Here is a 24,974-nt window from a genome sequence, read left to right on the forward strand (position 1 = left end):
TACTTCTTTTTCCCTAGTCATATATCTATACTTGTATTATACGAAAAATGACATACTATACTCTATCTAAACACCTTACACTTTCCTTACATTATTGTAAGGCATTTTCACCTTATAGCAATTTCCCAATAAAAAATTTTTCCGTTTCATGAACTTTTATATTATTATTGAATGATACAAATTTTTATTACAAAAATCAAAGGAGACAGTTTTCAAATGGCTATCTTGCAAGGTTTAGCACTATTACTTGTTGTACTTTGTCTATTTACACTTTTTAGTTACCGTGCTCCTTACGGAATGAAAGCAATGGGTGCTTTAGCTAATGCAGCAATCGCAAGTTTTCTTATTGAAGCATTTCACCGTTATATCGGTGGAGAAATGTTTCATAATGACTTTTTACAATCAGTAGGAGAAGCTTCTGGTAGTATGAGCGGTGTCGCAGCGGCAATTTTAGTCGCACTAGCAATCGGTGTTTCACCTGTATATGCTGTTTTAATCGGTATCGCTACTAGTGGATTCGGTATTTTACCAGGATTTTTCGCTGGATACGTTTGTGCTTTCGTCGTGAAATTCCTCGAAAAGAAATTACCAGCTGGTGTAGAGTTTTTAGCAATTTTATTTATTGCTGCACCAATCTCACGCGGAATGGCAATGCTTATGGATCCGCTCGTGAACGCAACGCTCGGTAAAATCGGTTCTATGATTTCAGTTGCAACTACAGAAAGTCCTATCATTATGGGCATTATGCTTGGTGGATTAATAACAGTTATTTCTACCTCTCCACTAAGTTCTATGGCACTAACTGCAATGCTTGGATTAACAGGTTTACCAATGGCAATTGGTAGTCTTGCCGTAGCAGCCTCAGCCCCAATGAACTTTATTTTCTTTAAACGACTAAAGATTTGTTCAAAGAAAGACACAATTGCTGTAGCAATCGAGCCTTTAACACAAGCCGATGTTGTTTCAGCAAATCCGATTCCAATTTATGCGACAAACTTCGTTGGCGGTGCACTTGCTGGTATTATTACATCTCTATTCCAGCTCGTTAATAATGCACCAGGAACAGCATCACCAATCCCAGGACTTCTTGTCTTATTCGGATTTAATGACGTTGTAAAAGTAACAATTGCTGCTATATTATGTGGAATCGTTACCACTATTGTTGGATACATCGGATCAATTGTGTTCCGTAAATATCCTATTCGTTCTGCTGATGAAATTCGCGGCATTACCTCAGAAGAGAAGGTTGCATAAGAAAAAGAGCTATTCCCATCGTTTGAGAATAGCTCTTTTTTGTATTGTATAACGGTAAATGAAATTATATCGGCACAACTCGAATTATATCATTCATTTTTTAATATATTGGTTTATCGATTCACAAAGGCAAAATAAGAACCCTCTATATGATTAGAGGGCTCTTATTTTATCCAGCTACAGCAGCTAGAATGATCGGTGGCTTCGCTTCTTCCTTCGAGGCAAAAGGCGCCTTTGTGTCTGAAGCTCCATCCCCCTCACATTCTGAACGAGCCGCTTCCGCTTTTATTTCTATCCAGTTACGCCTCCTAGACCCTTGCGTCTAAGAACCTTCCCTGTCAAAAGGTAAAAAGCACCTTTTGCAGGAAAGAACCTTAGTCACCGGGTCTAAACAGTCGGCTTCACTTTTATTTTACCCAACCGAGAAGCATTTCCCGCACGAATTTGCTTGCTGCGACTGGTGTTTGATCACTATGGTCGTAGACAGGAGCTACTTCTACTAAGTCTGCTCCAACTACATTTATATTTGAATTTGCAATTGCTACGATGGAATCTAATAATTCTTTAGATGTGATACCACCAGCTTCTAACGTTCCTGTTCCTGGAGCATGAGCTGGGTCTAATACATCAATGTCGATTGTGACATAGACTGGGCGTCCTGCAAGTTTCGGTAATACTTCTTTTAACGGTTCTAATACGTCAAATTTGTATAAGTTCATCCCTACTTCTTTCGCCCATTCAAATTCTTCCTTCATTCCAGAACGAATTCCGAAAGAATATACGTTTTCCGGACCAATTAAATCACACACTTTACGAATTGGTGTAGAGTGGGATAAAGGCTCCCCTTCATACGATTCACGTAAATCAGTATGAGCATCCATATGGATGATTGCTAAATCCGGATATTTTTTTGCCATAGCCTTAAAAATTGGCCAAGACACTAAGTGCTCACCGCCGAGACCTAGTGGAAACTTATCGGCATCTAAAAGTTTTGATACATATTCTTCAATCATGTCTAAGCTGCGTTGTGCGTTTCCGAATGGTAATGGGATATCACCCGCATCAAAATATTTTACCTCTTCTAGTTCACGATCTAAATACGGACTATATTCTTCAAGACCGATTGATACTTCACGAATACGTGCAGGGCCAAAACGAGATCCCGGACGGTAACTTACTGTCCAATCCATAGGCATCCCATAAATAACTACCTTTGACTCTTCAAAACTTGGATGACTTTTAATAAATACTTTACCTGAATAAGCTTCATCAAAACGCATATTCTTTTCCTCCTTATGTGGAACTTAAGGTATCCCAACCTTTCATTATTTCTCAAATTTGGAGCGAGTTGCTCCTCTTTCTCGATTTACCGGGTCTTCTATTTCATAACAAGAAGACAATTTTCTTTACAGAAGTGTAAATAGCTAGCATGTTCAAGTCTTCTGGACAAACACCTTAAATGAGCTACTTACACTTTATTTGTTCCATACGATTCTCTTACTTAATTAGATCGCCAACAAATTTCGGTAATGCGAATGCTGCATTGTGTAATTCTTTTGTGTAGTATTTCGTTTCGATTTCGTGGAAACGCTCTTCACTTACCTCTAATGGATCGTGTTTTTTAGATCCGATTGTGAATGTCCAAAGACCACTTGGGTAAGTTGGAATGTTCGCTGTGTATAAACGAGTAATTGGGAAAATCTCTTTTACGTCTTTAAACACAGTTGTAATTAGTTCTGGTGTGAACCAAGGGTTGTCCGTTTGTGCAACGAAAATACCATCTTCTTTTAACGCTTTTGAAATTCCAGCGTAGAAGCCTTTTGTAAATAGGTTTACTGCTGGCCCTACTGGCTCAGTAGAATCTACCATAATTACATCGTATTCATTTTCACTTTCTGCGATATGTAGGAAACCGTCTCCTACTTTTACTTCTACACGCTCATTATCTAATGCGCCTGCAATTGATGGTAAGTATTGTTTAGAGTACTCAATTACTTTTCCATCAATTTCAACAAGAGTTGCTTTCTTTACGCTTGGGTGTTTTAACACTTCACGAATAACACCACCATCGCCGCCACCTACAACTAATACGTTTTCAGGGTTTGGATGTGTAAATAAAGGTACGTGCGCTACCATTTCATGATAAACGAACTCATCTTTTTCTGTTGTCATAACCATGCCATCTAAAATAAGCATGTTTCCGAACTCTTCCGTTTCAACCATATCAAGTTTTTGGAATTCTGTTTGCTCCGTATGTAATGTGCGGTTAATACGCGCCGTAATCCCAAAATGTTTTGTTTGTTTTTCAGTGAACCATAGTTCCATCGTACAATCACGCCTTTCAATGCAAATTTATAATAGGGACATCATTAATGTCCCCTAACAAAAATAAAACAAAACATCCAAAAAGTATAGTTAAAAGTACAAAAATACCGAAAATATATTTTAGTCAGAGGGTTCTAACATATATACGAAAAGGGATTGCCCTGTAATAGGAAAGAAAACCCTTTCTTAAGAAAGGGCTTTTGTCTCTACTTCTACCGGTTTTCGAATCGGAATTAAAATCATTACACAACCAACTAATACAACAATCCCACCTACTAAAAATGGACTTTGCGGTGAAACAGTGTGGCCGATAATCCCTGATAAAATGGGAGCAATTGCGCCACCTAACCAACGAACAAAGTTATAAACACCAGATGTAACAGATCTTTCATACGGTGAAATATCCATTACATAACTTGTAAATAATGCATTATTTAATCCTGATGCTAATCCTGATAGAACAATTAATACAATTTGTAACCACATAATTTTCACGAAGAATAGTGCAATTAAGAACAGCGCAAATACGAGTAAACTACCTTTTAACAATGCTTTCGGCTCATATTTCCCTTCTAGCTTATGTGCTAAAATTGCAGAACCGTAAGCTAACGCAAGTCCCCATCCGCAAAATACAAATCCTAATTGAATGGCAGATAAATGCATGATAAGTGGTGAATATGCTAACACAACGAAAAATCCGTAGTAGTATAGCATTCCTGAAATCGCACCTTGCATAAACGGTTTATATTTCACTAGGTTAAGTAATTCTCCTACGCCCGCTGCTTTACGCTTCACTTTTCGCTCTGGTTCTTTCACAAAGAAGAAAACTAAAATAAATGCTAAGAAAATTAAAATACTCGTCGCAAAAAATGGGTAACGCCAAGAATGTCCACCTAATATCCCGCCTAATAACGGTCCGCCTGCCATTCCTAAACCGATAGCTGCTTCATATAATCCTACTGCTTCATGAACTTCTTTACTTAATGCAATCAATAAAGTCATCGCCGTTGCGAAAAACATCGCATTCCCTAATCCCCATCCAGCGCGGAAAAGAGATAATTGAGCAATCGTTTGCGATATACCGCATATAAACGCAAATACAGTCACGATCGCAAGACCGATTGTCATCATTCGTTTATCACCAAATCTCGATGCAAATATTCCAGCTGGTAACATCATAATTGCCATCGTCAAAATATATGCTGTAAATAACATCTCTACTTGCCAATGCGATGCACCAATCTTTTCAGCAATAATTGGCAGAATTGGGTCGACTACCCCTATACCTGAAAAGGCAAGGAAAGTAGCCAACACTGTAATCAATCTCCCTAGTTTTTGTTTGCTCTCCATTTTGATTACTCTCCTTTTGTATTCTCTAAAAATGTCACTGCACGATGTAAACTATCTTCCAGTTCGGCCTTCACACGCTGCATTTGTTCCATTTTCTCGTCTAGCGTTTGCACTTGTTTTTCAAGCATCTCTTTAATTTCTTGAATCACTTCACGGTCACGAGGATTCTCGCTATTTCTTCTCTGTTCCATTCTTTCTTTTAACGATAAGAAATGCTGCATTTCTTGTAGCGTAATTCCTAGTACTTCTTTCGCTTCTACAATCCTTTTAATCCTTGCAATATCTTCATCTGTATACAGGCGGATGTTCCCTTCACTACGTTCTGGGGGATGAATTAAACCAATTTCCTCATAATAACGAAGTGTACGTTTTGTTAAACCAACTTGCTTTGTGACTTCATCAATCTTATACATGTTTATTCCTCCCTTCACTCGATTATTACATTTTACGTTAACGTTAACTTTTGTGCAACTGTTAGACTTTTGTAAATGTTTGTCATATTAAATTGTATTTTTTCTAAAGCAGTTTCATAATGAAAGAAAAGAAACGATAAGGAGAATTTCACATGAGTAAACCACTTATTTTCGCTCACCGCGGCGTAAAAGGGACACATCCAGAAAATACGATGATTGCCTTCCAAGAAGCTGAACGCATTGGCGCCCATGGAATTGAGATTGATGTCCACCTATCAAAAGATGGTGAACTTGTCGTGATTCACGATGAAACAGTCGATCGTACAACAAATGGCATAGGACTTGTTTCTGAAAAAACGGTAGCTGAATTACAAGCTTTAGATGCTGGTAGCTATAAAGATCCTTCTTTTCATGAAGCAAAAATTCCGACGTTACGAGAAGTATTTATTTGGTTATCTACAACAAACTTACAACTCAATATTGAATTAAAAACAGACGTAATTCACTATCCAAATATTGAAGAAAAGGCTGTTGCTCTCGTTCGAGAATATCATCTATCTAATCAAATTGTATTCTCTTCATTTAATCACGACTCTGTTTCATTATTAGCAGAAATAGCTCCTGAAATCCCAAGAGCAATTTTATATGACACACCACTCGCTGATCCTATCGCTGAAGCAAAAACTAGAGAAGCAACTGGTTTACATCCAAACTTTGAGCTACTAACAAAGGAATTTGTTCAACTCGCACAAAAACAAGGGTATGTTTTCCGCCCTTATACAATTAACGAATACAAAGATTTACAAACTATGATTGATTATGGCGTAGATGTGATTATTACCGATTGGCCAGCACGTGCCTTTGAGCTCCTTTCTTAATTGAAGGAGCTCTTTGTTTTCGAAATTTCATTGTTTAAAAAAACAGAAAACCCTCAATACTAATACAATAATGTTTGTATGAATGAGGGGCTGAAAAAGATGGATCAAACTATGAATCCGAAACTTAAAAAATATAAACGTCTTTTCTTCACCGTAATATTTTCTTCTGTTCTTTTTTTCGTTTTCTCCTTTTTTGTTATTATTATAGTTGCAAAAATTATGGGACCTCCCCCTGTTGCTGTCCCGCAAACAAGTGTCTTTTATGCTAATGATGACACTGTTATAGGACAAAGTAATGAAGTGCAAAATCGATACAATGTATCTCTCAATGAAATTTCTCCTTATGTAAAAGAGGCAACACTTTCTATTGAAGATCAAAGATTCTACAAACATCATGGCTTTGATATGAAGCGTATTGCTGGTGCCATTATTGCTGATTTAAAAGCGATGGCAAAAGTCCAAGGTGCTAGTACGATCACACAACAGTATGCCCGTAACCTATACTTAGACCATGATAAAACGTGGAAACGTAAACTATTAGAAGCAATGTACACAATCCGTCTTGAAGTGAATTATAATAAAAATCATATTTTAGAAGGATATTTAAATACAATTTATTACGGGCATGGTGCTTACGGAATCGAAGCTGCGTCCCGTCTATATTTCGATAAAACAGCAAAGGAATTAACATTAGCGGAAGCTAGTATGCTCGCAGGTATACCAAAAGGACCTAGTGTCTACTCTCCCTTTTTAAAAGAAGATCGTGCGAAAGAACGACAATCTCTTATATTAGATGAAATGGTAGAACAAGGTTATATTACGAAGAAACAAGCAGCTTCAGCGAAGAAAGAATCACTAACTTTTGCTTCATTAGATACGAAAAAAGTAGCAGAGGTCGCGCCTTATTTCCAAGATGCTGTACAAACTTCTCTTCTTCGTGATATCGGATTAGATGAGCAAGCCTTACAAAAAGGCGGCTTGCGTATTTATACAACGCTAGATCCGAAATTACAATCGGTTGCAGAGCAAGCTGTAAAAGACCACATACCTGACACGACAAACATACAAACTGCGCTTGTCTCTATGAATCCAAAAACAGGTGAAGTAGCTGCCCTTGTTGGTGGAACTGATTATAATACAAGTCAATTTAACAGGGCTACACAGGCCGCTCGCCAGCCTGGATCTACATTTAAGCCATTTCTATATTATGCGGCATTAGAACGAGGATTCACCCCTGCTACGCGCTTAAAAAGCGAATACACCGTGTTCACTTTAGGTGACGGTGTTTCAAAGTATAAACCGAAAAACTATAAAGACTATTATGCAGACGATTTTGTAACAATGGCGCAAGCTCTTGCGGTCTCTGATAACGTCTATGCCGTGAAGACCAATTTATTTTTAGGGGAAGACATTCTTACAAAAACGGCGAAGCAATTCGGCATTAAGAGTGCATTAAAAGACGTCCCATCTCTTGCTCTCGGTACATCTCCTGTAAAACCAATTGAAATGGTTAACGCTTATAGCATGTTCGCAAACGGTGGAAAAGAAGTAAAACCTATTTTCATTCGACGTATTATGGATCATGAAGGAAACATGTTATACGATGCTCATTTGGAGAGTAAACAAATTCTCGATAAGAGTAAAGCGTTTGTGATGGAAGAAATGATGACGGGCATGTTTAATAAAAAGCTAAGCAGTTATGCTGCTGTAACTGGTCAATCGATGTTATCTAAACTATCCAGAACATATGCCGGTAAATCTGGTTCTACTGAAACAGATAGTTGGATGATTGGGTTTACCCCGCAAATTGTAACTGGTGTATGGGTCGGATACGATCAACCTAAATCAATTTCAAACGTAGCAGAACAAGGATATGCGAAAAGAATATGGACCGATACGATGGAGAAAGGCTTAGATGGACAACCAAAAAAAGAGTTTAAACAACCAAGTGACGTCGTTGCAGTCGATATTAACCCTGAAAACGGAAAAATCGCTACAAAAAATTGCCCGATTTCAGTGAAAATGTATTTCGCAAAAGGTACAGAACCAACTGAATATTGTATGGATCATGTCGATGATAAAGAAGAATTTGAAAAGACAACTGAAGAAAAGAAAAAAACAAGTTGGTGGAAGAGGTATCTTCCTTGGTAAAAAAATAGCTGACGGGCATCCGTCAGCTATTTTTTATTCACTTAATAAAGCACGGCGCAATTCTTCACTAGATTCGTTCCAAATCGCTTCATTATGTTCTTTCAAGAATGTACCAAGTACTTTTTTAGATGATTCATCCATATGGTCAACCATAATGTGACGCTTCAATGATTTATCCATTTTGTTTACATGCTCTGGAAGTGATTTATATCCGCGACGAATTTCACGGTCAACTGTCATCTCACAAGCTGTTACACCTGCATAATAAGCACCTGTTGCAGTTCTTTCAATCGTTACCCAAACAAGCCAAAATGGTTTTCCGTTTGGAACTTCATCTTTATTTGTTAAAAACTTAATACCTTTTTCTACTGTACTACGTGCATGCATCGCACCGATATCAACAAATGCTGTTTTCTCTAGTACATCGACAAATACAGGTGAGATGTTTTCTAGGCTTAATGCCCCAACGCCAAAACCACCATGTCCATCTGTTGAATCATTTTTCACGATATTAAAACCGATTTTTTTCTTTTTCTCTGTCATATGTATATTCCTCCTCGCTTAATGATTATAAAAGGCCAAAGATAGGCGCAATAATACTGTCTAAAAATACAAATACGTATGGAATGACAACATTAAAAATAGGTTGAATTGTATAATTGCTAAGCGGTGTAATAACAAGAATTAATAACGCTATTGCTCCATACTTTTCATACTGTGTCATTTTCGCACGAATATTTGTTGGTGCTAAATCTTCCACTACGCGATATCCATCAAGTGGTGGGATTGGTAATAAGTTAAAGACAAGTAAAACGATATTCAACGTAATAAAAATCTGGAAAAATTGAGCTAACGTATCTGCTACCGCAGATGGAATTGAGTATAATACACCAAATTTTAATAAGCTATACCAAATAATTAAACCGATTGCGCTTAAAATTAAGTTACTAATCGGTCCAGCAATAGAAACTAATATACCTGCAAGACGCGGCCTTTTAAAGTTGTACGGGTTAACTGGTACCGGCCTTGCCCAACCGAAACCAAGAATTAATACAGCAATCATACCGATAGGATCTAAGTGTGCCATCGGTGATAATGTTAAACGTCCTTGCTTCTTTGCTGTATCGTCTCCAAATTTATATGCAACATATGCATGCGCAAATTCATGCACTGATAATGCAATAATAATGGCCATTGCTACCAAAGGTATTTGGTGCAACGGGTATCTAAATAACTGATCCATGCTTCATCTCCTCTTCAATATGTCAAAAAAAGAAAATATTTGTTTTTTCGATTGTTCTTCCCCATAATCCGCTATAATAAGAGTGTAACTTACATAAAAGGAGCGATTATATATGCCATACGTAACAGTGAAAATGCTAGAAGGACGCACAGAAGAACAAAAGAAAGCTCTTGCTGAGAAAGTAACAGCAGCAGTAAGCGAAACAACTGGTGCTCCTGAAGAAAACATCGTTGTTTTCATCGAAGAAATGTCTAAAAACCATTATGCAGTTGGCGGAAAACGCTTAAGCGACAAATAATTTCAAGTTCTTTCATAAGAAGCAGCTCTTAGCTGCTTCTTATTTTTTTCCTTCTAATAACTCAATAATTCTCTCTTTATATTTTCCTTTTCTTCCATCTTCATAGATTAAATCATGCGGATAGAATAATTTTTGATCCCTTCTCTTCTTACCAGTAATCGCCTCAACAATATCCGATTCACGTGAAAGCTCTCTAAGCTCTCCATTTGGCATAAGAAGTAAGATTGGCAGACGCTCTTCTTCTTCACCAGCACGATAAAAGTCGTATGGTAAGTCTGATGTTGAATCAACTACTAAATAGTACTCTGGATCAAGCCCAATCTTTTTAAATAAGCTACTTAATTCCATCCAATTATCTAAACCGTGCTTATCTGTAAACTCTACGTATTTAAATAGGTTTCGATTCATAAAACGGCGGCATAAATCACTTAAAATTGGATCTTCTTCGTCTTGCCATACTTGGAAGTAATAATACATAACGTTCTCGTCTAACTTTAAATAATCCTCTACTGTTACTTCTTCTTCAAATAAAGAATAGAAATGAACCGGATGATTTTTAAATGTATAATACTTCTCATGCAATGATTTCGCACGGTGTAAAATCTTCGTTAAAATAACTTCGGCACTTCGAGTTACCGGATGGAAATATACTTGCCAATACATTTGATAACGACTCATAATATAATGCTCAACAGCATGCATACCACTATTCTTAATGACTACTTGATTCCCGTACGGACGCATGACACGCAATATACGTTCCATATCAAAGTTCCCATACTTTACACCAGTGAAATACGCATCTCTTAATAAATAGTCCATGCGATCTGCATCAATTTGACTGGAAATCATGCTAATCGCTAATTTATTAGTAGATGTTTTTGCGATTACATCCGCTACCTTTTGCGGAAAATCTTTATCCACACGACTTAATACACGATTAATTTCCGTATCTCCAACGATAATCTTTTGCGTAAATTTTTCATGATCTAATGAAAATACTTTTTCAAACGAATGAGAAAATGGGCCGTGACCGACATCATGAAGTAATGCCGCACATAAACATAACAATCTATCTTCAGCATTCCAGTTCGGTCTGCCATCAAACACATCATCAATCATACGACGAATAATTTCATATACACCTAACGAATGAGTAAAGCGACTATGCTCTGCACCGTGAAATGTAAAAAATGTCGTTCCAAGCTGCTTAATACGGCGCAAGCGTTGAAATTCTTTCGTTCCGATTAAATCCCAAATAACACGATCGCGCACGTGCACATATTTATGTACCGGGTCTTTAAACACTTTTGTTTCGCTGAGTTTGTCGTTTAAATATACCACTTTCCGACATCCCCCTTTCTTTACTGCATTCTTACTATATATTATAAACGAAATAGGAAACAGAAAGAAATGAAAGACTATATTAATTGCCTTTATAAAAAGAAAAATCACCTTTACCGAAGTAAAAGTGATTTTTTGTTATATATTATTTCCCTAAAACGAACTCAGAAACTTCATCTAAGATCATTTCTTTACCTAGCGGGAAGTAACCTTTGTTTAAGTCTTCGTTTTTAATTGTAAATACGTGGTTGTTTTTAACAGCGTTCATATTTTTCCAAATTGATTCTTCTTGGAATTCTTTTAAGCGCTGAGAACCGTCACCAGTCGTAAATACGAATAAGTAATCTGGGTTGTAATCGATTAAAGCTTCTTTTTGCACTTGTACTAACGGTTTATCAGTTGGTGTACCTTTAACTGCTGGTAATTTTAAATCATTAAAGATTACGCTACCGTAACCGTAGTCACCATATACACGGAAAGCATTTGGATATGCAGCCATTTTCATGAATGTAGCATCGCCAGTTTTCGCAACGATTTTGTCATGTAATTTGCTTGCTTTTTCATCATACTGTTTGAACCACTCTTTTGTTTCTTTCTCTTTACCGAAGATTTGACCTACTTCTTCGAATTTTGGACGCCATTGGTCTAATGGAGTTTTTAGCATAACTGTTGGTGCAATTTTAGATAATTGATCATAAATCTTTTCTTGACGATTGTTTACAAGAATTAAGTCTGGTTTTGCAGCAGCTACTGCTTCGATGTTAATTTTATCGCCCCAAGCAGAACCAACTGGTTTTACGTCTTTTAATTTCTTTTCAATATGTGCATCAATTTTTTCTTGAGATGTATTAGCAGTAATAATTGGTTTCATACCAAAGATTAATAATTCTTCTGTTGAACCACTAAGGTCAGCAATTTTCTTTGGATTTGCAGGGATTTTAATTTCCCCTTTTGCATGTTGTACAGTGCGCTCTTCAGTCTTCGCATCCTTCGCATCTGCTTTCTTCTCTTCTTTGTTAGAACAAGCTGCAAATAGTACAGAAGTAACGACTAGTACCATTGCTAATAACGCCATTTTAAAATTCTTCATGTTCCCACTCCTTCTAGCTGTATTTCTCTTATCAGTTACAGTGAACTATAAGAAACAAGATTAACAATTAATCGATATATATTTATTAATTGTTGTTTGTGCCCCGTTCTAACGGGTGTTCAACTTCCTATTTTACTAATAAGAAGCTCAACGTCCATTAGAAGCCCCCCTCTTTACGAGGGGGATTCTACTTATGCTTTTTTACGTAATTGATTACTAATCATCGCTAAATCATATGTTAAACAAATTGGCTTACAGTTCACTGGACATGGAACAATTTGAGCTTCAATCTCAAACACACTGCGAAGTGTTTCACTCGTCATCACTTCATCTGGCGTTCCTTGTTTCATTAACTTACCAGCTTTTAATGCAATCATATGATCTGAGAAACGAGAAGCATGGTTTAAGTCATGGATAACCATAACAATCGTTCTACCTTCTTCTTCATTTAACTTTTTCAATAAGTTTAATACTTCTAATTGATGAGCCATATCTAAGTACGTTGTCGGTTCATCTAATACGAGTAATTCTGTCCCTTGTGCAAGAGCCATCGCAATCCATACGCGTTGACGTTGCCCACCTGATAATGCCTCTGCTGGACGATTTGCGAATTCTGTCATTCCCGTCACTTCAAGTGCCCAATGAATGTAGCGATAATCCTCTTCTTTCAACGTTCCAAACCCTTTTTGATGCGGAAAACGTCCGTATGAAACAAGTTCAAACACAGTAAGACCTGTTGGCACTTCTGCAGTTTGTGGTAAAATCGCCATTTTCTTTGCAATTTCTTTCGTTGGCTGTTTTTCAATTGCTTTTCCATCAAGATAAACAGTGCCTCGTTTTGCCTTCAAAATACGAGAAGCCGTTTTTAATAATGTGGATTTCCCACAACCATTTGGTCCAATAATTGTTGTAATTTTCCCTTCCGGAATTTCAACTGTTAATCCATCAATAATTAACCCTTCATTATAGCCAACAGATACCGCATCAACTGCTAAAGTTGCCATACAAAAAGCCTCCCTTTATTTTGTCCTCATAAGTAAGTATATGAAATACGGTGCACCAATTACAGAAATAACAAGACCGACCGGTATTTCTGAAGTTGGTAACACACTTCTTGAAATTACGTCTGCGAATAAAAGTAAAAACGTTCCTATTAGTGCAGCTGTAGGCAACATAATTTGATGCTTACCACCAACAAGGCGCCTCGCTAAATGCGGAGCCATTAAACCGATAAAACCAATTCCTCCGGCAACAGCGACAGATGCCCCTGCTAAACAAACTGCAATAAATAATAATTTACGTCTTTCCTTTTCTACGTTTACACCAAGACCAACTGCTGTAGAGTCGCCTAGGTTCATTACATTTAATATGTGTGCTTTACTAATAGCTAGTGGCAAGAAAATAACCATCCATGGAAGGACACTTAGTACGAACTTCCAATCTGTGCCCCACAAACTTCCTGCTAACCAAATCGTAGCAAAACGGAAATCGTTAGATGTCATCTTCATAGAAAAAATTAAACTAACAGCACCAAACCCGGCTGCAACAGCGATACCAACTAGTATCAATCGAGTAGATGAAACGCCGTCTTTCCATGCTAGTAAATAAATAATAACCGCTGCTAATATCGCTCCAACTAACGCGAAGAACGGAAGGATAAATACAGATAAAAATGTACCAGTTCCAACTTTCCCGAAGAAAAAGTAGACAAATATAACAACCGTTAATCCAGCTCCAGCGTTAATACCGATAATACCTGGATCAGCAAGTGGATTTCGTGATAAACCTTGCAAAATCGCACCTGACATAGCTAAAGCAGATCCAACTAATATAGCAATAACCATACGTGGCATACGGAATTCAAATAAAATAACAGACTGATCCTCAGCCCCAAGTCCAACCAATGACTTTAGTACGTCCATTGGCGGTATTTTAAATGTCCCTGTATTTAAACTCACTAAAAATACAGTAACGATTAATCCTACTAAAATTGTTAAAACAGAAACGTTCTTTTTTGTTAAGACACTTGTCCTCACATTTTTCCTCTCCCTTCGTTACGTGCTAAGTAGAGGAAGAATGGAACCCCAATTAGCGCTGTAATTGCTCCAATTGGCGTTTCAAACGGCGGATTAATAACGCGAGATAACATATCTGCACATTCAATTAACAACCCACCTAAAACCGCAGAACATGGAATAACCCATCTATAGTCTGAACCTACAAGGAAACGAGTCATATGCGGGATTACAAGACCAACAAATCCAACCGACCCTGCCATAGAAACTGCAGAACCTGTTAACACAAGAACAAGTACTGTTCCGATAAATTTAATTAATGTCGTATTTTGACCAAGTCCAATCGCAATTTCTTCACCAAAGCTTAAAATTGTAATGTACCTCGACATCATAATTGCAATAAAGAGACAAACAAGCCCAATCGGCACTAACATATTAATACTTTCCCATTTCACTCCAGCAACTCCGCCTGCATTCCACATACTCACCTCTTGGGCGAGATTGAAATATAGTGCAATTCCAGATGAAATTGCCCCTAATAAAGCACTAATTGCTGCACCTGCTAAAGCTAATTTCACAGGTGTTAATCCACCTGGTGAAGAGGACCCAATCCCATATACAATGCTCGCACCAAACGCAGCACCAATAAAAGATGCGATGACAAACATTAAATAAGGTGAATTAGGGAAGAATGCATACATAATTGCAATTCCAAATACAGCTCCATCTGTAATCCCCATTAACGATGGTGATGCAAGTGGATTTCGCGTCATACCTTGCATAATTGCTCCCGATACCGCTAAAAAGGCACCTGCAACTACGCCCCCTATTGCTCTAGGCATGCGAAGTTCTTGAATTACGTTATGATGCGTAATAGAACCGTCAAACTGAAATACAGCTTGCCATACAGTCTTTAAACTAATATCTGCAGCACCAAACGAAATAGAAACTGCCATGCTTAAAGCTAACAAAATTGTACCCACTACTAAAATAATAGAAGCAATGAGCGGTCTGCTCTTAATCTCTTTAACATTCACATCTTGCTGTTCTATACTCCTTGCGCTCGCTTCCATCCCTCAACCATCCTAACCAACAACATATGTTTAATTTAATGAAATGAAATTTATTCTCAAATAGTAATAAAAAAATTAACTGAATCGCCCTTCACCTGATAATGATTCTCAGAATCAGACACCTTCTATTCTACCTATCGCTTCCAAAGACTGTCAACTATTATTTTGAAATACAAATTTATATAGGTTGAGACCTTAATAAATAGATAATACCTATCTGTCACTATCTATTATCACCAATTAAGCTTCCACAGAATAAATCCTTCCCTGTTATGGGCATAAAAAAGAAGAGTAATCTGTTCACTCTTCTTTTCCTTACTTATTTAACTTTGCTTCAATTTTTACAATTAATTCGTCTTCTGTTGGCGCCGCAACTGGACGGTTATTTACAAATGCGAATGATTTTTTACGACCAGGGCCACAGTAAGACTGACATCCAACTTCAATCGTTGCACATGAATCTACTTTTTTTAACTTCGGAATCAACGTTTTAACGTTCGTTGCCTGACAATCATCACACACACGAAATTCGTTTCCCATTATCTAACACTTCCTCTATTTTAAACTTTTCTCAAGTACATTTAAAAATAAACACTAAATGGTATTTTACCGCTCTTTGAAGCTCGTTGCAAGTTTCCCTTCGACGCTCTTTCCTCATATAATGCTACATATTTATATGTTCTCCTACAGAAGCTTCCGTCATTCTTGACAAAATGTATACCTTTCATCGAAATCTACCATATTTTTAAAAGCTTTGTATAAAAGCTCATTTTTTTGCCCATTATAAAAATAGGAAGTTCATAAAAAGAAAGGGAGTTGAATCTATGAAAGTAAGACAAGATGCTTGGACGGATGAGGATGATTTATTACTTGCTGAAACTGTACTTCGTCACGTTCGAGAAGGAAGTACTCAATTAAATGCATTTGAAGAAGTAGGAGACAGGTTGAATCGTACATCGGCTGCCTGTGGTTTCCGTTGGAATGCTGTTGTTCGCTATAGCTATGAACAAGCTCTTCAACTAGCAAAAAAACATCGTAAAGATAAAATGCGCGCTGCAAGTGGTGAACAAGCGAAAAAACGTTTACTCTATACACCACCGGCTTCAGATTCGATAACTAATTATGAAGAATTCGTACAAGAGGAATCAATTGTACAATATAAAGAAGCTACTCCATATCAAGAAACTACCGTTCCTGCTGCAAAGGGCTCTATGACAATGCAAGATGTTATTTATTTCTTACAAACAGTCGGATCTTCAAATATAAAAGTGACAGCTCTTGAAAACGAGAATACGAGATTGAAACAAGAAATTAAATCACAAATCCTTCGAAATGAAGAATTAGAAAAGAAACTAGAAAAGTTAGAAAAACAATCTCATACTGTACAAGAAGATTACGAAACACTTATGAACATTATGAACCGCGCTCGTAAGTTAGCAGTCATGGATGACGAAGAGCGTTCTCAAACATCTTTCCGAATGGATCGAAACGGTAATTTAGAAAAAATCGCAGAATAAAAAGGATGCATTGCATGCATCCTTTTTATTATTTCACTTCTACCATATGCACTTCTTCTACGTTAGAACCTCTCTTTATATCTGGGAAAATTTTTTCCTTTGGATTCTCTTTAAAGGCTACTAAACCAATTGTTTTTACCGGTTCATTTATTTTTGCATATTCCGTATCACTAACAACTGCATACATATCTGTATATTTACGCGCATCACCAATTACTACGTTACCTTCATACTTCATTTTCTTCCCATTCATTACTACATCTTTTTGTTCCTCTTTAGCAAATAGGATTCCAGCTTCATCAGAAATAGCCGGCAATGCTTTAATTGGTTCTACATCTTCTTTTACTACCTTTTTCAGCATATTTTCTTTTACCATCTTTTCAGCGGTTGTTTTATTCATAATTAAAACCTTTTTCTCATTGACAGTACCTAGTTTTGCTTCAAATTTATTTTGGGATTCAATTTTATCTTTATATTGATCCATTGTTTTTTGAACGCCCGTTTCATCTCCGTATATAACAACGCCCTTTGCTTGTGGTGCAATCATATCCATAATAGAACAGCCACTAAATACGGCAGCTGACATAATCGCTACGAGTCCTAATTTAACTTTTTTCATTTGTATGCCTCCTAAAATCATAATTGCATCTCTTAGTTTAACGACAGTAGCTCGCTTTACCAATTCACTTTTCTTACAACAACATTACAATTTAGTAAGATTTCTCCCTAAAACTATTTTCTATATTTTTGCTATAATAAAGATTGTCATTTTAAAGATAAGGGGTTAGTTATATGAGCAATTCCCGTTCCATTTTATCTCAACCAGAGTGGCGTATTGTAGATCAGTCTAGTTTAGGACCAACATTTCATGCATTGCAATCGTTCGCAATGGACGACACATTATGCACAAGTATAGGAAATGGTCAATCAGCTGCAACAATGCGTTCTTGGGTTCATCACAATACAATTGTTCTTGGCATTCAAGATTCACGCCTACCACACTTGGAAGAAGGTATTTCCTTTTTAAAAGAAAACGACTTCAATGTTATCGTTCGTAATTCTGGCGGGCTTGCAGTCGTACTTGATGAAGGTGTTTTAAACGTATCACTTTTATTCCAAGAGACGGAAAAAGGTATCGATATTGATCTTGGATACGATACGATGTGGCATTTAATTCAGGAGATGTTAAAAGATTACGACGTTACGATTGAGGCAAAAGAAATTGTTGGCTCTTACTGTCCTGGTAGCTACGATTTAAGCATTCGCGATCAAAAATTTGCTGGCATTTCACAGCGTCGTATTCGCGGTGGTGTCGCTGTTCAAATTTATCTTTGCGCTACAGGAAGTGGCTCTGAGCGTGCCGCACTCGTTCGTGATTTCTACAATCTAGCTATTCAAGGGGAAGAAACACGCTTTACGTACCCTGAAATTGTACCGAGCACGATGGCTTCGCTTTCAGAATTGCTTGGTGAAACCATTACAGTACAAGATTTAATGATGCGCCTTTTAAAAACATTGCAACAATTCGCTCCAAAGTTAACACCATCTCAATTAACAATAGATGAAATACCTTTATATGAGACGAATTTACAACGTATTATTGATCGTAACAATAAAGCACTTGGCTTAGAAAAATAAAGACCGTCGCTATTATAGCGACGGTCTTTATTTCAATTCGTTATAGAATTAAAGTGCTTGAGCTGCTGTAATTAAAGCTAACTTGTACACTTCTTCTTCGTTACATCCACGAGATAGGTCATTTACAGGCATGTTTAAACCTTGTAAGATTGGTCCTACTGCTTCGAAGTTACCTAAACGTTGAGCGATCTTGTAGCCAATATTACCAGCTTCTAAGCTTGGGAATACGAATACGTTAGCATCACCTTTAATTGTAGAACCTGGAGCTTTTTTCTCAGCTACAGATGGTACGAATGCAGCATCAAATTGGAATTCTCCATCTAAAGTTAATTCTGGAGCCATTTCTTTTGCAATGCGAGTTGCTTCTACAACTTTTTCTGTCTCTGGAGATTTCGCAGAACCTTTTGTAGAGAAGCTTAACATAGCAACGCGTGGGTCAATGCCGAATAGTTCAGCAGTTTTCGCACTCTCGATACCAATTTCAGCTAAATCTTGGCTGTTTGGTGCAATGTTAATTGCGCAATCAGCGAATACATATTTCTCTTCTTCACGTACCATGATGAATACGCCAGAAGTTTTTGTAACGCCTGGTTTTGTTTTAATAATTTGAAGTGCTGGACGAACTGTATCAGCTGTAGAGTGAGCTGCACCACTTACTAAACCGTTTGCTTTGCCCATGTATACAAGCATTGTACCGAAGTAGTTTTCGTCTTTAAGGATTTTGCGAGCGTCTTCTTCAGTTGCTTTACCTTTACGGCGTTCAACGAAAGATGCTACCATTGCATCCATTTCTTCGTATGTAGCTGGGTCGTAAATATCAACGCCTGCTAATGTTAAATTCATGCTAGCAGCTTTTGCACTAATTTCTTCTTTATTACCAACTAAGATTGGTTTTACTAACTCTTCTTTTGCTAAACGCTCTGCAGCGCCTAAAATTCTTTCATCAGTTCCTTCAGGAAGTACGATAGAAATGCCTTTTCCTTGAACTTTTTCTTTTACTGTTGTAAATAAGTTGCTCACGAATAAACCCTCCTACATATGTTAAAAAAACTCTATCTTTAAGAATACTTCTTTTCCTCTATATTTTAAACTTATAGCTCCCAAAAAATAGATAAAATAAAAATGATTATATTTTCATAAAATTCAGCATAGAAATAAAACCCCTTTAAGTCTTGTCTCCTCCTATTTTAAAGTAATTTTAAATGTGACAATTTTATGTGCCAAGGTTTTATATAGATGATTTTAAAACTATATATGCTATAGTTAACGTGTAAAACTATCATTAACTGAGGTGAATAGAATGAGTGAAGCAACAACAACGTTAGATGGCTGGTATTGTTTACATGATTTACGTTCTATTGATTGGGCTGCATGGAAAACATTATCTAGCGACGAACGCGGACAAGCTGTGTCTGAATTTTTAAATGTCGTTGAAAAATGGAACGACGTAGCTGCTACAAAAAAAGGCAGTCACGCAATGTATACAGTTGTTGGCCAAAAAGCTGATATTATGCTTATGATTTTACGTCCAACAATGGAAGAGTTAAATGAAATTGAGACAGAATTGAATAAAACAACATTAGCTGAATATATGGTTCCTGCATACTCTTACGTATCTGTTGTTGAACTAAGCAACTACCTTCCAGCTGATGAAGATCCATACCAAAATCCACAAATCTTAGCTCGCTTATATCCTGAGTTACCGAAAGCAAATCACATTTGCTTCTATCCAATGGACAAGCGTCGCCAAGGTGATGACAACTGGTACATGCTTCCGATGGAAGAACGTAAGAAAATGATGTACAGTCATAGTAAAATCGGCCGCCAGTACGCAGGTAAAGTACGCCAAGTCATTTCAGGATCAGTCGGATTCGACGATTTCGAGTGGGGTGTAACATTATTCGCTGATGATGTTCTTCAATTTAAAAAGCTTATATATGAAATGCGCTTCGATGAAGTAAGTGCTCGTTATGGTGAATTTGGAACATTTTTCGTCGGAAACATTTTACCAGACGAAAAGGTAGAGAAATTTTTACACATATAAATCGTGAAAAAGGAACGAAATTCGTTCCTTTTTTATTATCCACTATATTTCTCCTCAAAAAACTTCTTTTCTCCGCAAATTTGAACAAAAATCGACAAATTCTTTTCAAATTCCCTGTAAAATTGTAACCTTTTCATATCCAAATTTATGCTAAAATGGTACGAGCTACATGCTAATAACGATGCGAAGGTGATAATCTATATGAAGAAAATCTTGTCTATTTTACTAGTACTTTTATTGTCAATTTCTTCCTTAGGAGTAACAACATCCCATGCAGAAGAAAAAATACACATTGAGGCAGCTGCTGCACTCCTATTTGATGCAGATACAGGAAAAATACTGCATGAACAAAATCCTGATGAATTACTAGCTATCGCTAGTATGTCAAAGTTAATTGTTGTTTATGCTGTATTAGAAGCAATTAAAGCAGGAAAAATCACATGGGATACAAAGGTAAATATTTCCGATTACGCTTATGAAATTTCACGTAATAACGAATTCTCTAACGTACCGTTCGAAAAAGGGCGTCAATATACTGTAAGAGAACTATATCATTCTATCGTTATCTTCTCTGCAAACGGATCTAGTATTGCCTTAGCAGAACTTCTTGCAGGAAGTGAGAAAGACTTCTTAAATCTTGCAAATGAACATGCAAAAAAACTAGGGTTAAAGAAATATAAATTTGTAAACGCTACTGGTTTAAATAACGCTGACTTAAAAGGAAAACATCCTGAGGGTACTGATCCAAATGCGGAAAACTCTATGTCAGCTCGCGATATGGGTATACTTTCAAAAGCAATGATTACAAAGTATCCAGAAATGCTAGAGGATACAAAACAAAGATTTAGAAACTTCCCAGATAATCATCCGAAACCAATTCGTATGGAAAACTGGAACTGGATGTTACCAGGAGCTGCTTTCGCTTATGAAGGTACTGATGGTTTAAAAACCGGAAGTTCTGATACAGCTGGATATGGATTTACTATTACTGCTAAACGTGGTGATGTACGTCTTATTTCGGTTATTATTAAAACAAAATCAATGGACGAGCGCTTCACAGAATCTCGTGAGTTAATCGAATACGGATTTAATAACTTCGAAAAACAAAAACTAAAGGTTGATAAAAACAATACACTCTCTGTAGTACAAGGGAAAGAAGATCAAGTAACTGTTGCACCGGAAAAAGAAATAACCTTAATTGCGAAAAAAGGTAGCAAAGACCCTTATAAAATTGGGACTGAAGTTGATAAATCTCTTGCTGAAGATGGTCATTTAATTGCTCCTATTAAGAAAGATGCAAAAGTAGGATCGATTACTTTAGAATCGACTGATAAATATGGTTTCTTAGATGGTAGTAAAAGTATGAAAATTACTGCAAAAACGACAGAAGAAGTTGAAAAAGCAAATTGGTTTGTGTTAACAATGCGCTCTATTGGTGATTTCTTCTCAAATTTATGGTCTAAAGTTTTTTAATAAAAAAGCTGGCTCACGCTAGCTTTTTTTATTTTCCACTCTCAATGTAAAACTTCGTTTGGTTGTCATATCTGAGTCCTTTTTCTCATACGTATGAACTAGTAATCGTTACACACTTCATCTAGAAATAAACCTCTTTCCACAAGGTATTCCAAAAAGAGAGGTGACACATAATGGGCGTTATCGCGTATAACGAAGAAGATGTAAAGTTATTAGCCAGACTGATGCGTGCTGAAGCTGAAGGAGAAGGACAACAGGGGATGTTAATGGTCGGAAACGTTGGAGTAAATCGTGTCCGCGGAAATTGTTTAGACTTTAAAAAAATACGTAATTTACGTCAAATGGTTTATCAAAATCCTGGCGGTTTTGAGGCAACTCAAAAAGGGTATTTTTATCAACGCGCAAGAGAACAAGATATCGCATTAGCAAGGCGAACGATTCAAGGACAACGTTTTTGGCCTGCAAATTTTGCCTTATGGTTTTTTAGACCTGAAGGCCCTTGTCCGCCAACTTGGTATAATCAACAAAACTCTGGTCGCTTCAAAAAGCACTGCTTTTTCCAGCCAAATGCTGGGGATTGCCCTAGCATTTATTAAGGAATGAAAACAAGGAGGGATTTTTGAATGGCACAGCAACAAAATCCGTATTACGGAACAGGTTTCTATCAACCATCTGGAACTTACGTACAACCGCAACAAATGACTCCACAGCAACAGCAACAACAGCAAGCAATGCAACAACAAGCTGCGCAAGCTCAATATGCTGTATCTCAAGGCATGTTACCTCTAGAACAGTCATATATTGAAAATATTCTTCGCTTGAACAAGGGCAAGCAAGCCACAGTTGTAATGACTTATGAACGTGGTAGTTCACTCGGTACACAATCGTATACAGGTATTATCGAAGCAGCTGGTCGTGATCATATCGTAATTAGTGAGCCACAATCAGGGAAACGTTATTTATTATTAATGATTTACTTAGATTATGTAGAATTCCCAGAAGAAATTACGTATTTGCCTAGTCAACAAGCAACTTATGCTCCAAGACCATAAGAAAAGCTGGCGTATGCCAGCTTTTGTTTTTTTATAATCCTTTTACAACTGCAGTTCCAACTAAGATCCATGCCACAATAAACGCTACACCACCAAGAGGTGTAATTGGACCAAAGAACTTAATACCTGTTGTACTTAATGCATACAGACTACCCGAGAACATAATGATCCCAGCTACCATAAGCCAACCAGCAGTAGTTAAGAGTGATGATTGAATTTTATCCATTAATAAAGCAACTACAAATAGTCCACCTGCATGAAACATTTGATATGTAACACCTGTTTTCCAAACTTCTAACATTTTCGCAGAAACTTTATTTTCTAAACCGTGTGCTCCAAAAGCCCCTAACGCAACAGATAGCCCCGCTGCAATACAACCTAGTAAAAAGAAAATTTTCATCTTAATTCCCCTTTTTTACTTTTATCATAAGCAATTTTTTCATATAAGCCAAACGATTTATCCTCTAAAAATCAAATAAAGAATTACCGTTTGCATCACTTTCTTTTATATATACTGGCTCATCAGAAACCGGTGCAATTGGTTGCATCGTGATTGGTTGTGATCCAATTATTTGTGATTGAATTTGTGGCTCTCTATACGTAGAAGATTCAACCTGCTCATCTAATAATAAATCACATAAAGCACGCACAACTAATAAATGCTCTTTTGATTTTTGTCCTTCACTACCTTTTGCCTTTGCAATTTCATTCGCCATTTTATTTAAAATCTTATCGCTCGATATTTGCATTCCTCGTCACCTCTTACTTTGTAGTTCTTTCTCAAATTGACCCAGTTTCTCTACTGAACCAAATACTATTATCATATCATGTTCTTGCAGTTTTTCCTGCCCCGTTGGATTATGTATAACATTTCCATTTCTCAAAATCGCTAAAATTGTTACATCAAATTGATTTCTCACATCACTCTCTAGTAACGATCTACTAGCTAAAATAGAGCCCTCGCCGACTGCAATTTCTTCAATTACAAATGACTGCTCCACGCCATACAGTACTGTATCAATATAATGAACTGTTAACGGATTCGCAATACCTTTTGCAATATGAATTCCTGCCATACTAGATGGATTAATCACCTTATTTGCCCCAGCCCTCTTTAATTTGTCTTCGGTTTCTGGTTTTTCTGCTCTTGCCACAATTTTAATTGCATCGTTTAATCCTCTTGCCGTTAATGTAATAAATACATTCTCAGCGTCATTTGCCACGATGGCAACTAAACCAGCTGCCTTTGAAATTCCAGCATGATGTAGCACTTGGTCTTCTGTTGCATCTCCATGTACATACAAAAGTTTTTCCTTCTCTAATATGCTTTCATCCTTATCCACGACGACAAATGGAATTTTCTTTTCTTGCAATTCATGTACAACTTGAAGCCCCACTCTACCGCAACCACATACGATAATATGATTTTGTAACTGTGCTATTTGTTTATCCATCTTCTTCCTCCGCACTGCATGAAATAAATTCCCTTCAATAATCATAGCTGCCACTACACCAATTGCATACGTAACGATACCGACGCCAACCGGTATGATAAGAAGCGCAAAAATTTTCCCTGCCTGTGTTACAGGAACGGCATCTCCGTATCCAACAGTTAATACAGTAATCATCGTCATCCAAAATGCTTGAAACAAACTAATCTCTTCAATCGTCATAAATCCTAACGTTCCTAGAATTACAACAAAAGTCATACATATAACTGCTATCCATAATTGCTTACGTGCATTCATATCGTGTTTCAACTCTTTTCTCTATCTACAATCTTTGCCAGTAGAAATGAAATACATATATACTAGAT

At 37.0% G+C, this 24,974-nt stretch carries 27 protein-coding genes; 10 read left to right on the forward strand and 17 right to left on the reverse strand.

What is annotated here, in order from left to right; genetic code table 11:
• The first annotated feature begins 216 nt into the window (after positions 1-216).
• Positions 217-1,254: a PTS sugar transporter subunit IIC gene (locus AC2CGR_RS21635; protein ID WP_087968486.1), complete on the forward strand. Its 1,038-nt coding sequence runs from the start codon at positions 217-219 to the stop codon at positions 1,252-1,254.
• A 407-nt stretch (positions 1,255-1,661) separates the two neighbouring features.
• Here the strand turns inward: AC2CGR_RS21635 and speB are convergent, their stop codons facing one another.
• From speB to AC2CGR_RS21655, 4 genes are all read right to left on the reverse strand, one after another.
• Positions 1,662-2,534: an agmatinase gene (speB, locus tag AC2CGR_RS21640; protein WP_001209831.1), complete on the reverse strand. Its 873-nt coding sequence runs from the start codon at positions 2,532-2,534 to the stop codon at positions 1,662-1,664.
• A 217-nt stretch (positions 2,535-2,751) separates the two neighbouring features.
• Complete coding sequence (gene speE, locus AC2CGR_RS21645; protein ID WP_000424696.1) at positions 2,752-3,579, reverse strand: polyamine aminopropyltransferase; 828 nt, start codon at positions 3,577-3,579, stop codon at positions 2,752-2,754.
• A gap of 186 nt (positions 3,580-3,765) precedes the next feature.
• A complete protein-coding gene (locus AC2CGR_RS21650) occupies positions 3,766-4,929 on the reverse strand; it encodes an MFS transporter (protein WP_061687835.1) in 1,164 nt (387 codons plus the stop codon).
• A gap of 5 nt (positions 4,930-4,934) precedes the next feature.
• Positions 4,935-5,342 carry a MerR family transcriptional regulator gene (locus AC2CGR_RS21655; RefSeq protein WP_000276566.1) on the reverse strand — a complete coding sequence of 136 codons (408 nt, stop codon included), beginning with the start codon at positions 5,340-5,342 and terminating at the stop codon, positions 4,935-4,937.
• A gap of 152 nt (positions 5,343-5,494) precedes the next feature.
• Here AC2CGR_RS21655 and AC2CGR_RS21660 point away from each other — a divergent pair, with 152 nt between their 5' ends.
• Together AC2CGR_RS21660 and AC2CGR_RS21665 are read left to right on the forward strand one after the other, a co-directional pair.
• A complete protein-coding gene (locus AC2CGR_RS21660; RefSeq protein WP_087968488.1) occupies positions 5,495-6,220 on the forward strand; it encodes a glycerophosphodiester phosphodiesterase in 726 nt (241 codons plus the stop codon).
• Positions 6,221-6,319: 99 nt separating this feature from the next.
• On the forward strand, positions 6,320-8,371 hold the full coding sequence (locus AC2CGR_RS21665) for a transglycosylase domain-containing protein (RefSeq protein WP_484481137.1): 2,052 nt from the start codon (positions 6,320-6,322) through the stop codon (positions 8,369-8,371).
• A 33-nt stretch (positions 8,372-8,404) separates the two neighbouring features.
• Here AC2CGR_RS21665 and AC2CGR_RS21670 read toward each other — a convergent pair whose 3' ends face one another.
• Together AC2CGR_RS21670 and AC2CGR_RS21675 are read right to left on the reverse strand one after the other, a co-directional pair.
• Positions 8,405-8,914: a YwhD family protein gene (locus tag AC2CGR_RS21670; protein ID WP_000136678.1), complete on the reverse strand. Its 510-nt coding sequence runs from the start codon at positions 8,912-8,914 to the stop codon at positions 8,405-8,407.
• A gap of 25 nt (positions 8,915-8,939) precedes the next feature.
• On the reverse strand, positions 8,940-9,614 hold the full coding sequence (locus AC2CGR_RS21675; RefSeq protein WP_000372447.1) for a site-2 protease family protein: 675 nt from the start codon (positions 9,612-9,614) through the stop codon (positions 8,940-8,942).
• Positions 9,615-9,726: 112 nt separating this feature from the next.
• On the opposite strand from AC2CGR_RS21675, the gene AC2CGR_RS21680 reads away from it, so the two are divergent.
• A complete protein-coding gene (locus AC2CGR_RS21680) occupies positions 9,727-9,912 on the forward strand; it encodes a 2-hydroxymuconate tautomerase (RefSeq protein WP_001147171.1) in 186 nt (61 codons plus the stop codon).
• Positions 9,913-9,951: 39 nt separating this feature from the next.
• Here the strand turns inward: AC2CGR_RS21680 and AC2CGR_RS21685 are convergent, their stop codons facing one another.
• The 6 genes from AC2CGR_RS21685 to AC2CGR_RS21710 all read right to left on the reverse strand — a co-directional run bounded on the left by AC2CGR_RS21685 (position 9,952) and on the right by AC2CGR_RS21710 (position 15,974).
• Positions 9,952-11,256 (reverse strand): HD domain-containing protein, encoded by a 1,305-nt coding sequence (locus AC2CGR_RS21685; protein WP_000262739.1) that lies wholly within the window; start codon positions 11,254-11,256, stop codon positions 9,952-9,954.
• Positions 11,257-11,401: 145 nt separating this feature from the next.
• The gene (locus AC2CGR_RS21690; protein ID WP_087968489.1) at positions 11,402-12,346 is read right to left on the reverse strand and encodes an ABC transporter substrate-binding protein; all 945 of its coding nucleotides are present in this window, start codon (positions 12,344-12,346) and stop codon (positions 11,402-11,404) included.
• A gap of 191 nt (positions 12,347-12,537) precedes the next feature.
• On the reverse strand, positions 12,538-13,350 hold the full coding sequence (locus AC2CGR_RS21695; RefSeq protein ID WP_087968490.1) for an ABC transporter ATP-binding protein: 813 nt from the start codon (positions 13,348-13,350) through the stop codon (positions 12,538-12,540).
• A 15-nt stretch (positions 13,351-13,365) separates the two neighbouring features.
• Positions 13,366-14,382, reverse strand: a complete 1,017-nt coding sequence (locus AC2CGR_RS21700) for a FecCD family ABC transporter permease (RefSeq protein ID WP_001260776.1) — start codon at positions 14,380-14,382, stop codon at positions 13,366-13,368.
• Positions 14,379-15,434 (reverse strand): FecCD family ABC transporter permease, encoded by a 1,056-nt coding sequence (locus AC2CGR_RS21705; protein WP_001980709.1) that lies wholly within the window; start codon positions 15,432-15,434, stop codon positions 14,379-14,381. Before AC2CGR_RS21705 ends, AC2CGR_RS21700 begins: the two co-directional genes overlap by 4 nt.
• 315 nt (positions 15,435-15,749) lie before the next feature.
• Complete coding sequence (locus AC2CGR_RS21710) at positions 15,750-15,974, reverse strand: YuzB family protein (protein ID WP_000526077.1); 225 nt, start codon at positions 15,972-15,974, stop codon at positions 15,750-15,752.
• Positions 15,975-16,258: 284 nt separating this feature from the next.
• On the opposite strand from AC2CGR_RS21710, the gene AC2CGR_RS21715 reads away from it, so the two are divergent.
• Positions 16,259-16,951 (forward strand): RsfA family transcriptional regulator, encoded by a 693-nt coding sequence (locus AC2CGR_RS21715; RefSeq protein ID WP_000868372.1) that lies wholly within the window; start codon positions 16,259-16,261, stop codon positions 16,949-16,951.
• Positions 16,952-16,979: 28 nt separating this feature from the next.
• On the opposite strand, the gene AC2CGR_RS21720 is transcribed toward AC2CGR_RS21715, so the two are convergent.
• The gene (locus tag AC2CGR_RS21720) at positions 16,980-17,570 is read right to left on the reverse strand and encodes a lipoprotein BA_5634 family protein (protein ID WP_087968491.1); all 591 of its coding nucleotides are present in this window, start codon (positions 17,568-17,570) and stop codon (positions 16,980-16,982) included.
• A gap of 173 nt (positions 17,571-17,743) precedes the next feature.
• On the opposite strand from AC2CGR_RS21720, the gene lipL reads away from it, so the two are divergent.
• On the forward strand, positions 17,744-18,589 hold the full coding sequence (gene lipL / locus AC2CGR_RS21725) for an octanoyl-[GcvH]:protein N-octanoyltransferase (protein WP_000071954.1): 846 nt from the start codon (positions 17,744-17,746) through the stop codon (positions 18,587-18,589).
• Between the two features lie 48 nt (positions 18,590-18,637).
• On the opposite strand, the gene pta is transcribed toward lipL, so the two are convergent.
• Positions 18,638-19,609 (reverse strand): phosphate acetyltransferase, encoded by a 972-nt coding sequence (pta, locus tag AC2CGR_RS21730; protein WP_484481138.1) that lies wholly within the window; start codon positions 19,607-19,609, stop codon positions 18,638-18,640.
• Positions 19,610-19,889: 280 nt separating this feature from the next.
• Between pta and hemQ the strand changes: the two genes are divergently transcribed.
• The 4 genes from hemQ (at position 19,890) to gerQ (ending at position 23,158) form a co-directional block, all read left to right on the forward strand.
• Positions 19,890-20,633 carry a hydrogen peroxide-dependent heme synthase gene (hemQ, locus tag AC2CGR_RS21735; protein WP_001287588.1) on the forward strand — a complete coding sequence of 248 codons (744 nt, stop codon included), beginning with the start codon at positions 19,890-19,892 and terminating at the stop codon, positions 20,631-20,633.
• Between the two features lie 201 nt (positions 20,634-20,834).
• Positions 20,835-22,106, forward strand: a complete 1,272-nt coding sequence (locus tag AC2CGR_RS21740) for a serine hydrolase (RefSeq protein WP_484481139.1) — start codon at positions 20,835-20,837, stop codon at positions 22,104-22,106.
• 173 nt (positions 22,107-22,279) lie between these two features.
• On the forward strand, positions 22,280-22,702 hold the full coding sequence (cwlJ, locus tag AC2CGR_RS21745; RefSeq protein WP_000538159.1) for a cell wall hydrolase CwlJ: 423 nt from the start codon (positions 22,280-22,282) through the stop codon (positions 22,700-22,702).
• A 27-nt stretch (positions 22,703-22,729) separates the two neighbouring features.
• The gene (gerQ, locus tag AC2CGR_RS21750) at positions 22,730-23,158 is read left to right on the forward strand and encodes a spore coat protein GerQ (RefSeq protein WP_000068648.1); all 429 of its coding nucleotides are present in this window, start codon (positions 22,730-22,732) and stop codon (positions 23,156-23,158) included.
• 31 nt (positions 23,159-23,189) lie between these two features.
• On the opposite strand, the gene AC2CGR_RS21755 is transcribed toward gerQ, so the two are convergent.
• The 3 genes from AC2CGR_RS21755 to AC2CGR_RS21765 all read right to left on the reverse strand — a co-directional run bounded on the left by AC2CGR_RS21755 (position 23,190) and on the right by AC2CGR_RS21765 (position 24,906).
• Positions 23,190-23,558: a DUF423 domain-containing protein gene (locus AC2CGR_RS21755; RefSeq protein WP_000688322.1), complete on the reverse strand. Its 369-nt coding sequence runs from the start codon at positions 23,556-23,558 to the stop codon at positions 23,190-23,192.
• A gap of 64 nt (positions 23,559-23,622) precedes the next feature.
• Entirely contained in the window at positions 23,623-23,907 is a 285-nt protein-coding gene (locus AC2CGR_RS21760; RefSeq protein WP_029441120.1) for a YwdI family protein, read from the reverse strand.
• Between the two features lie 6 nt (positions 23,908-23,913).
• Positions 23,914-24,906, reverse strand: a complete 993-nt coding sequence (locus tag AC2CGR_RS21765) for a potassium channel family protein (RefSeq protein WP_131101203.1) — start codon at positions 24,904-24,906, stop codon at positions 23,914-23,916.
• Positions 24,907-24,974: the final 68 nt, after the last annotated feature.

This window comes from Bacillus sp. LSHTCR4 (assembly GCF_057197025.1).

Excerpts from the sequence above, each read along its gene's own strand:
- AC2CGR_RS21755 (WP_000688322.1), bottom strand. The coding sequence starts at position 23,558 with ATGAAAATTTTCTTTTTACTAGGTTGTATTGCAGCGGGGCTATCTGTT.
- lipL (WP_000071954.1), top strand. The coding sequence starts at position 17,744 with ATGAGCAATTCCCGTTCCATTTTATCTCAACCAGAGTGGCGTATTGTA.
- gerQ (WP_000068648.1), top strand. The coding sequence starts at position 22,730 with ATGGCACAGCAACAAAATCCGTATTACGGAACAGGTTTCTATCAACCA.
- speB (WP_001209831.1), bottom strand. The coding sequence starts at position 2,534 with ATGCGTTTTGATGAAGCTTATTCAGGTAAAGTATTTATTAAAAGTCAT.
- AC2CGR_RS21710 (WP_000526077.1), bottom strand. The coding sequence starts at position 15,974 with ATGGGAAACGAATTTCGTGTGTGTGATGATTGTCAGGCAACGAACGTT.
- AC2CGR_RS21635 (WP_087968486.1), top strand. The coding sequence starts at position 217 with ATGGCTATCTTGCAAGGTTTAGCACTATTACTTGTTGTACTTTGTCTA.
- AC2CGR_RS21720 (WP_087968491.1), bottom strand. The coding sequence starts at position 17,570 with ATGAAAAAAGTTAAATTAGGACTCGTAGCGATTATGTCAGCTGCCGTA.
- AC2CGR_RS21705 (WP_001980709.1), bottom strand. The coding sequence starts at position 15,434 with ATGGAAGCGAGCGCAAGGAGTATAGAACAGCAAGATGTGAATGTTAAA.
- AC2CGR_RS21760 (WP_029441120.1), bottom strand. The coding sequence starts at position 23,907 with ATGCAAATATCGAGCGATAAGATTTTAAATAAAATGGCGAATGAAATT.
- speE (WP_000424696.1), bottom strand. The coding sequence starts at position 3,579 with ATGGAACTATGGTTCACTGAAAAACAAACAAAACATTTTGGGATTACG.
- AC2CGR_RS21765 (WP_131101203.1), bottom strand. The coding sequence starts at position 24,906 with ATGAATGCACGTAAGCAATTATGGATAGCAGTTATATGTATGACTTTT.
- AC2CGR_RS21740 (WP_484481139.1), top strand. The coding sequence starts at position 20,835 with ATGAAGAAAATCTTGTCTATTTTACTAGTACTTTTATTGTCAATTTCT.
- AC2CGR_RS21695 (WP_087968490.1), bottom strand. The coding sequence starts at position 13,350 with ATGGCAACTTTAGCAGTTGATGCGGTATCTGTTGGCTATAATGAAGGG.
- AC2CGR_RS21655 (WP_000276566.1), bottom strand. The coding sequence starts at position 5,342 with ATGTATAAGATTGATGAAGTCACAAAGCAAGTTGGTTTAACAAAACGT.
- AC2CGR_RS21665 (WP_484481137.1), top strand. The coding sequence starts at position 6,320 with ATGGATCAAACTATGAATCCGAAACTTAAAAAATATAAACGTCTTTTC.
- AC2CGR_RS21650 (WP_061687835.1), bottom strand. The coding sequence starts at position 4,929 with ATGGAGAGCAAACAAAAACTAGGGAGATTGATTACAGTGTTGGCTACT.
- hemQ (WP_001287588.1), top strand. The coding sequence starts at position 19,890 with ATGAGTGAAGCAACAACAACGTTAGATGGCTGGTATTGTTTACATGAT.
- AC2CGR_RS21680 (WP_001147171.1), top strand. The coding sequence starts at position 9,727 with ATGCCATACGTAACAGTGAAAATGCTAGAAGGACGCACAGAAGAACAA.
- AC2CGR_RS21675 (WP_000372447.1), bottom strand. The coding sequence starts at position 9,614 with ATGGATCAGTTATTTAGATACCCGTTGCACCAAATACCTTTGGTAGCA.
- AC2CGR_RS21690 (WP_087968489.1), bottom strand. The coding sequence starts at position 12,346 with ATGAAGAATTTTAAAATGGCGTTATTAGCAATGGTACTAGTCGTTACT.
- AC2CGR_RS21715 (WP_000868372.1), top strand. The coding sequence starts at position 16,259 with ATGAAAGTAAGACAAGATGCTTGGACGGATGAGGATGATTTATTACTT.
- AC2CGR_RS21670 (WP_000136678.1), bottom strand. The coding sequence starts at position 8,914 with ATGACAGAGAAAAAGAAAAAAATCGGTTTTAATATCGTGAAAAATGAT.
- AC2CGR_RS21660 (WP_087968488.1), top strand. The coding sequence starts at position 5,495 with ATGAGTAAACCACTTATTTTCGCTCACCGCGGCGTAAAAGGGACACAT.
- cwlJ (WP_000538159.1), top strand. The coding sequence starts at position 22,280 with ATGGGCGTTATCGCGTATAACGAAGAAGATGTAAAGTTATTAGCCAGA.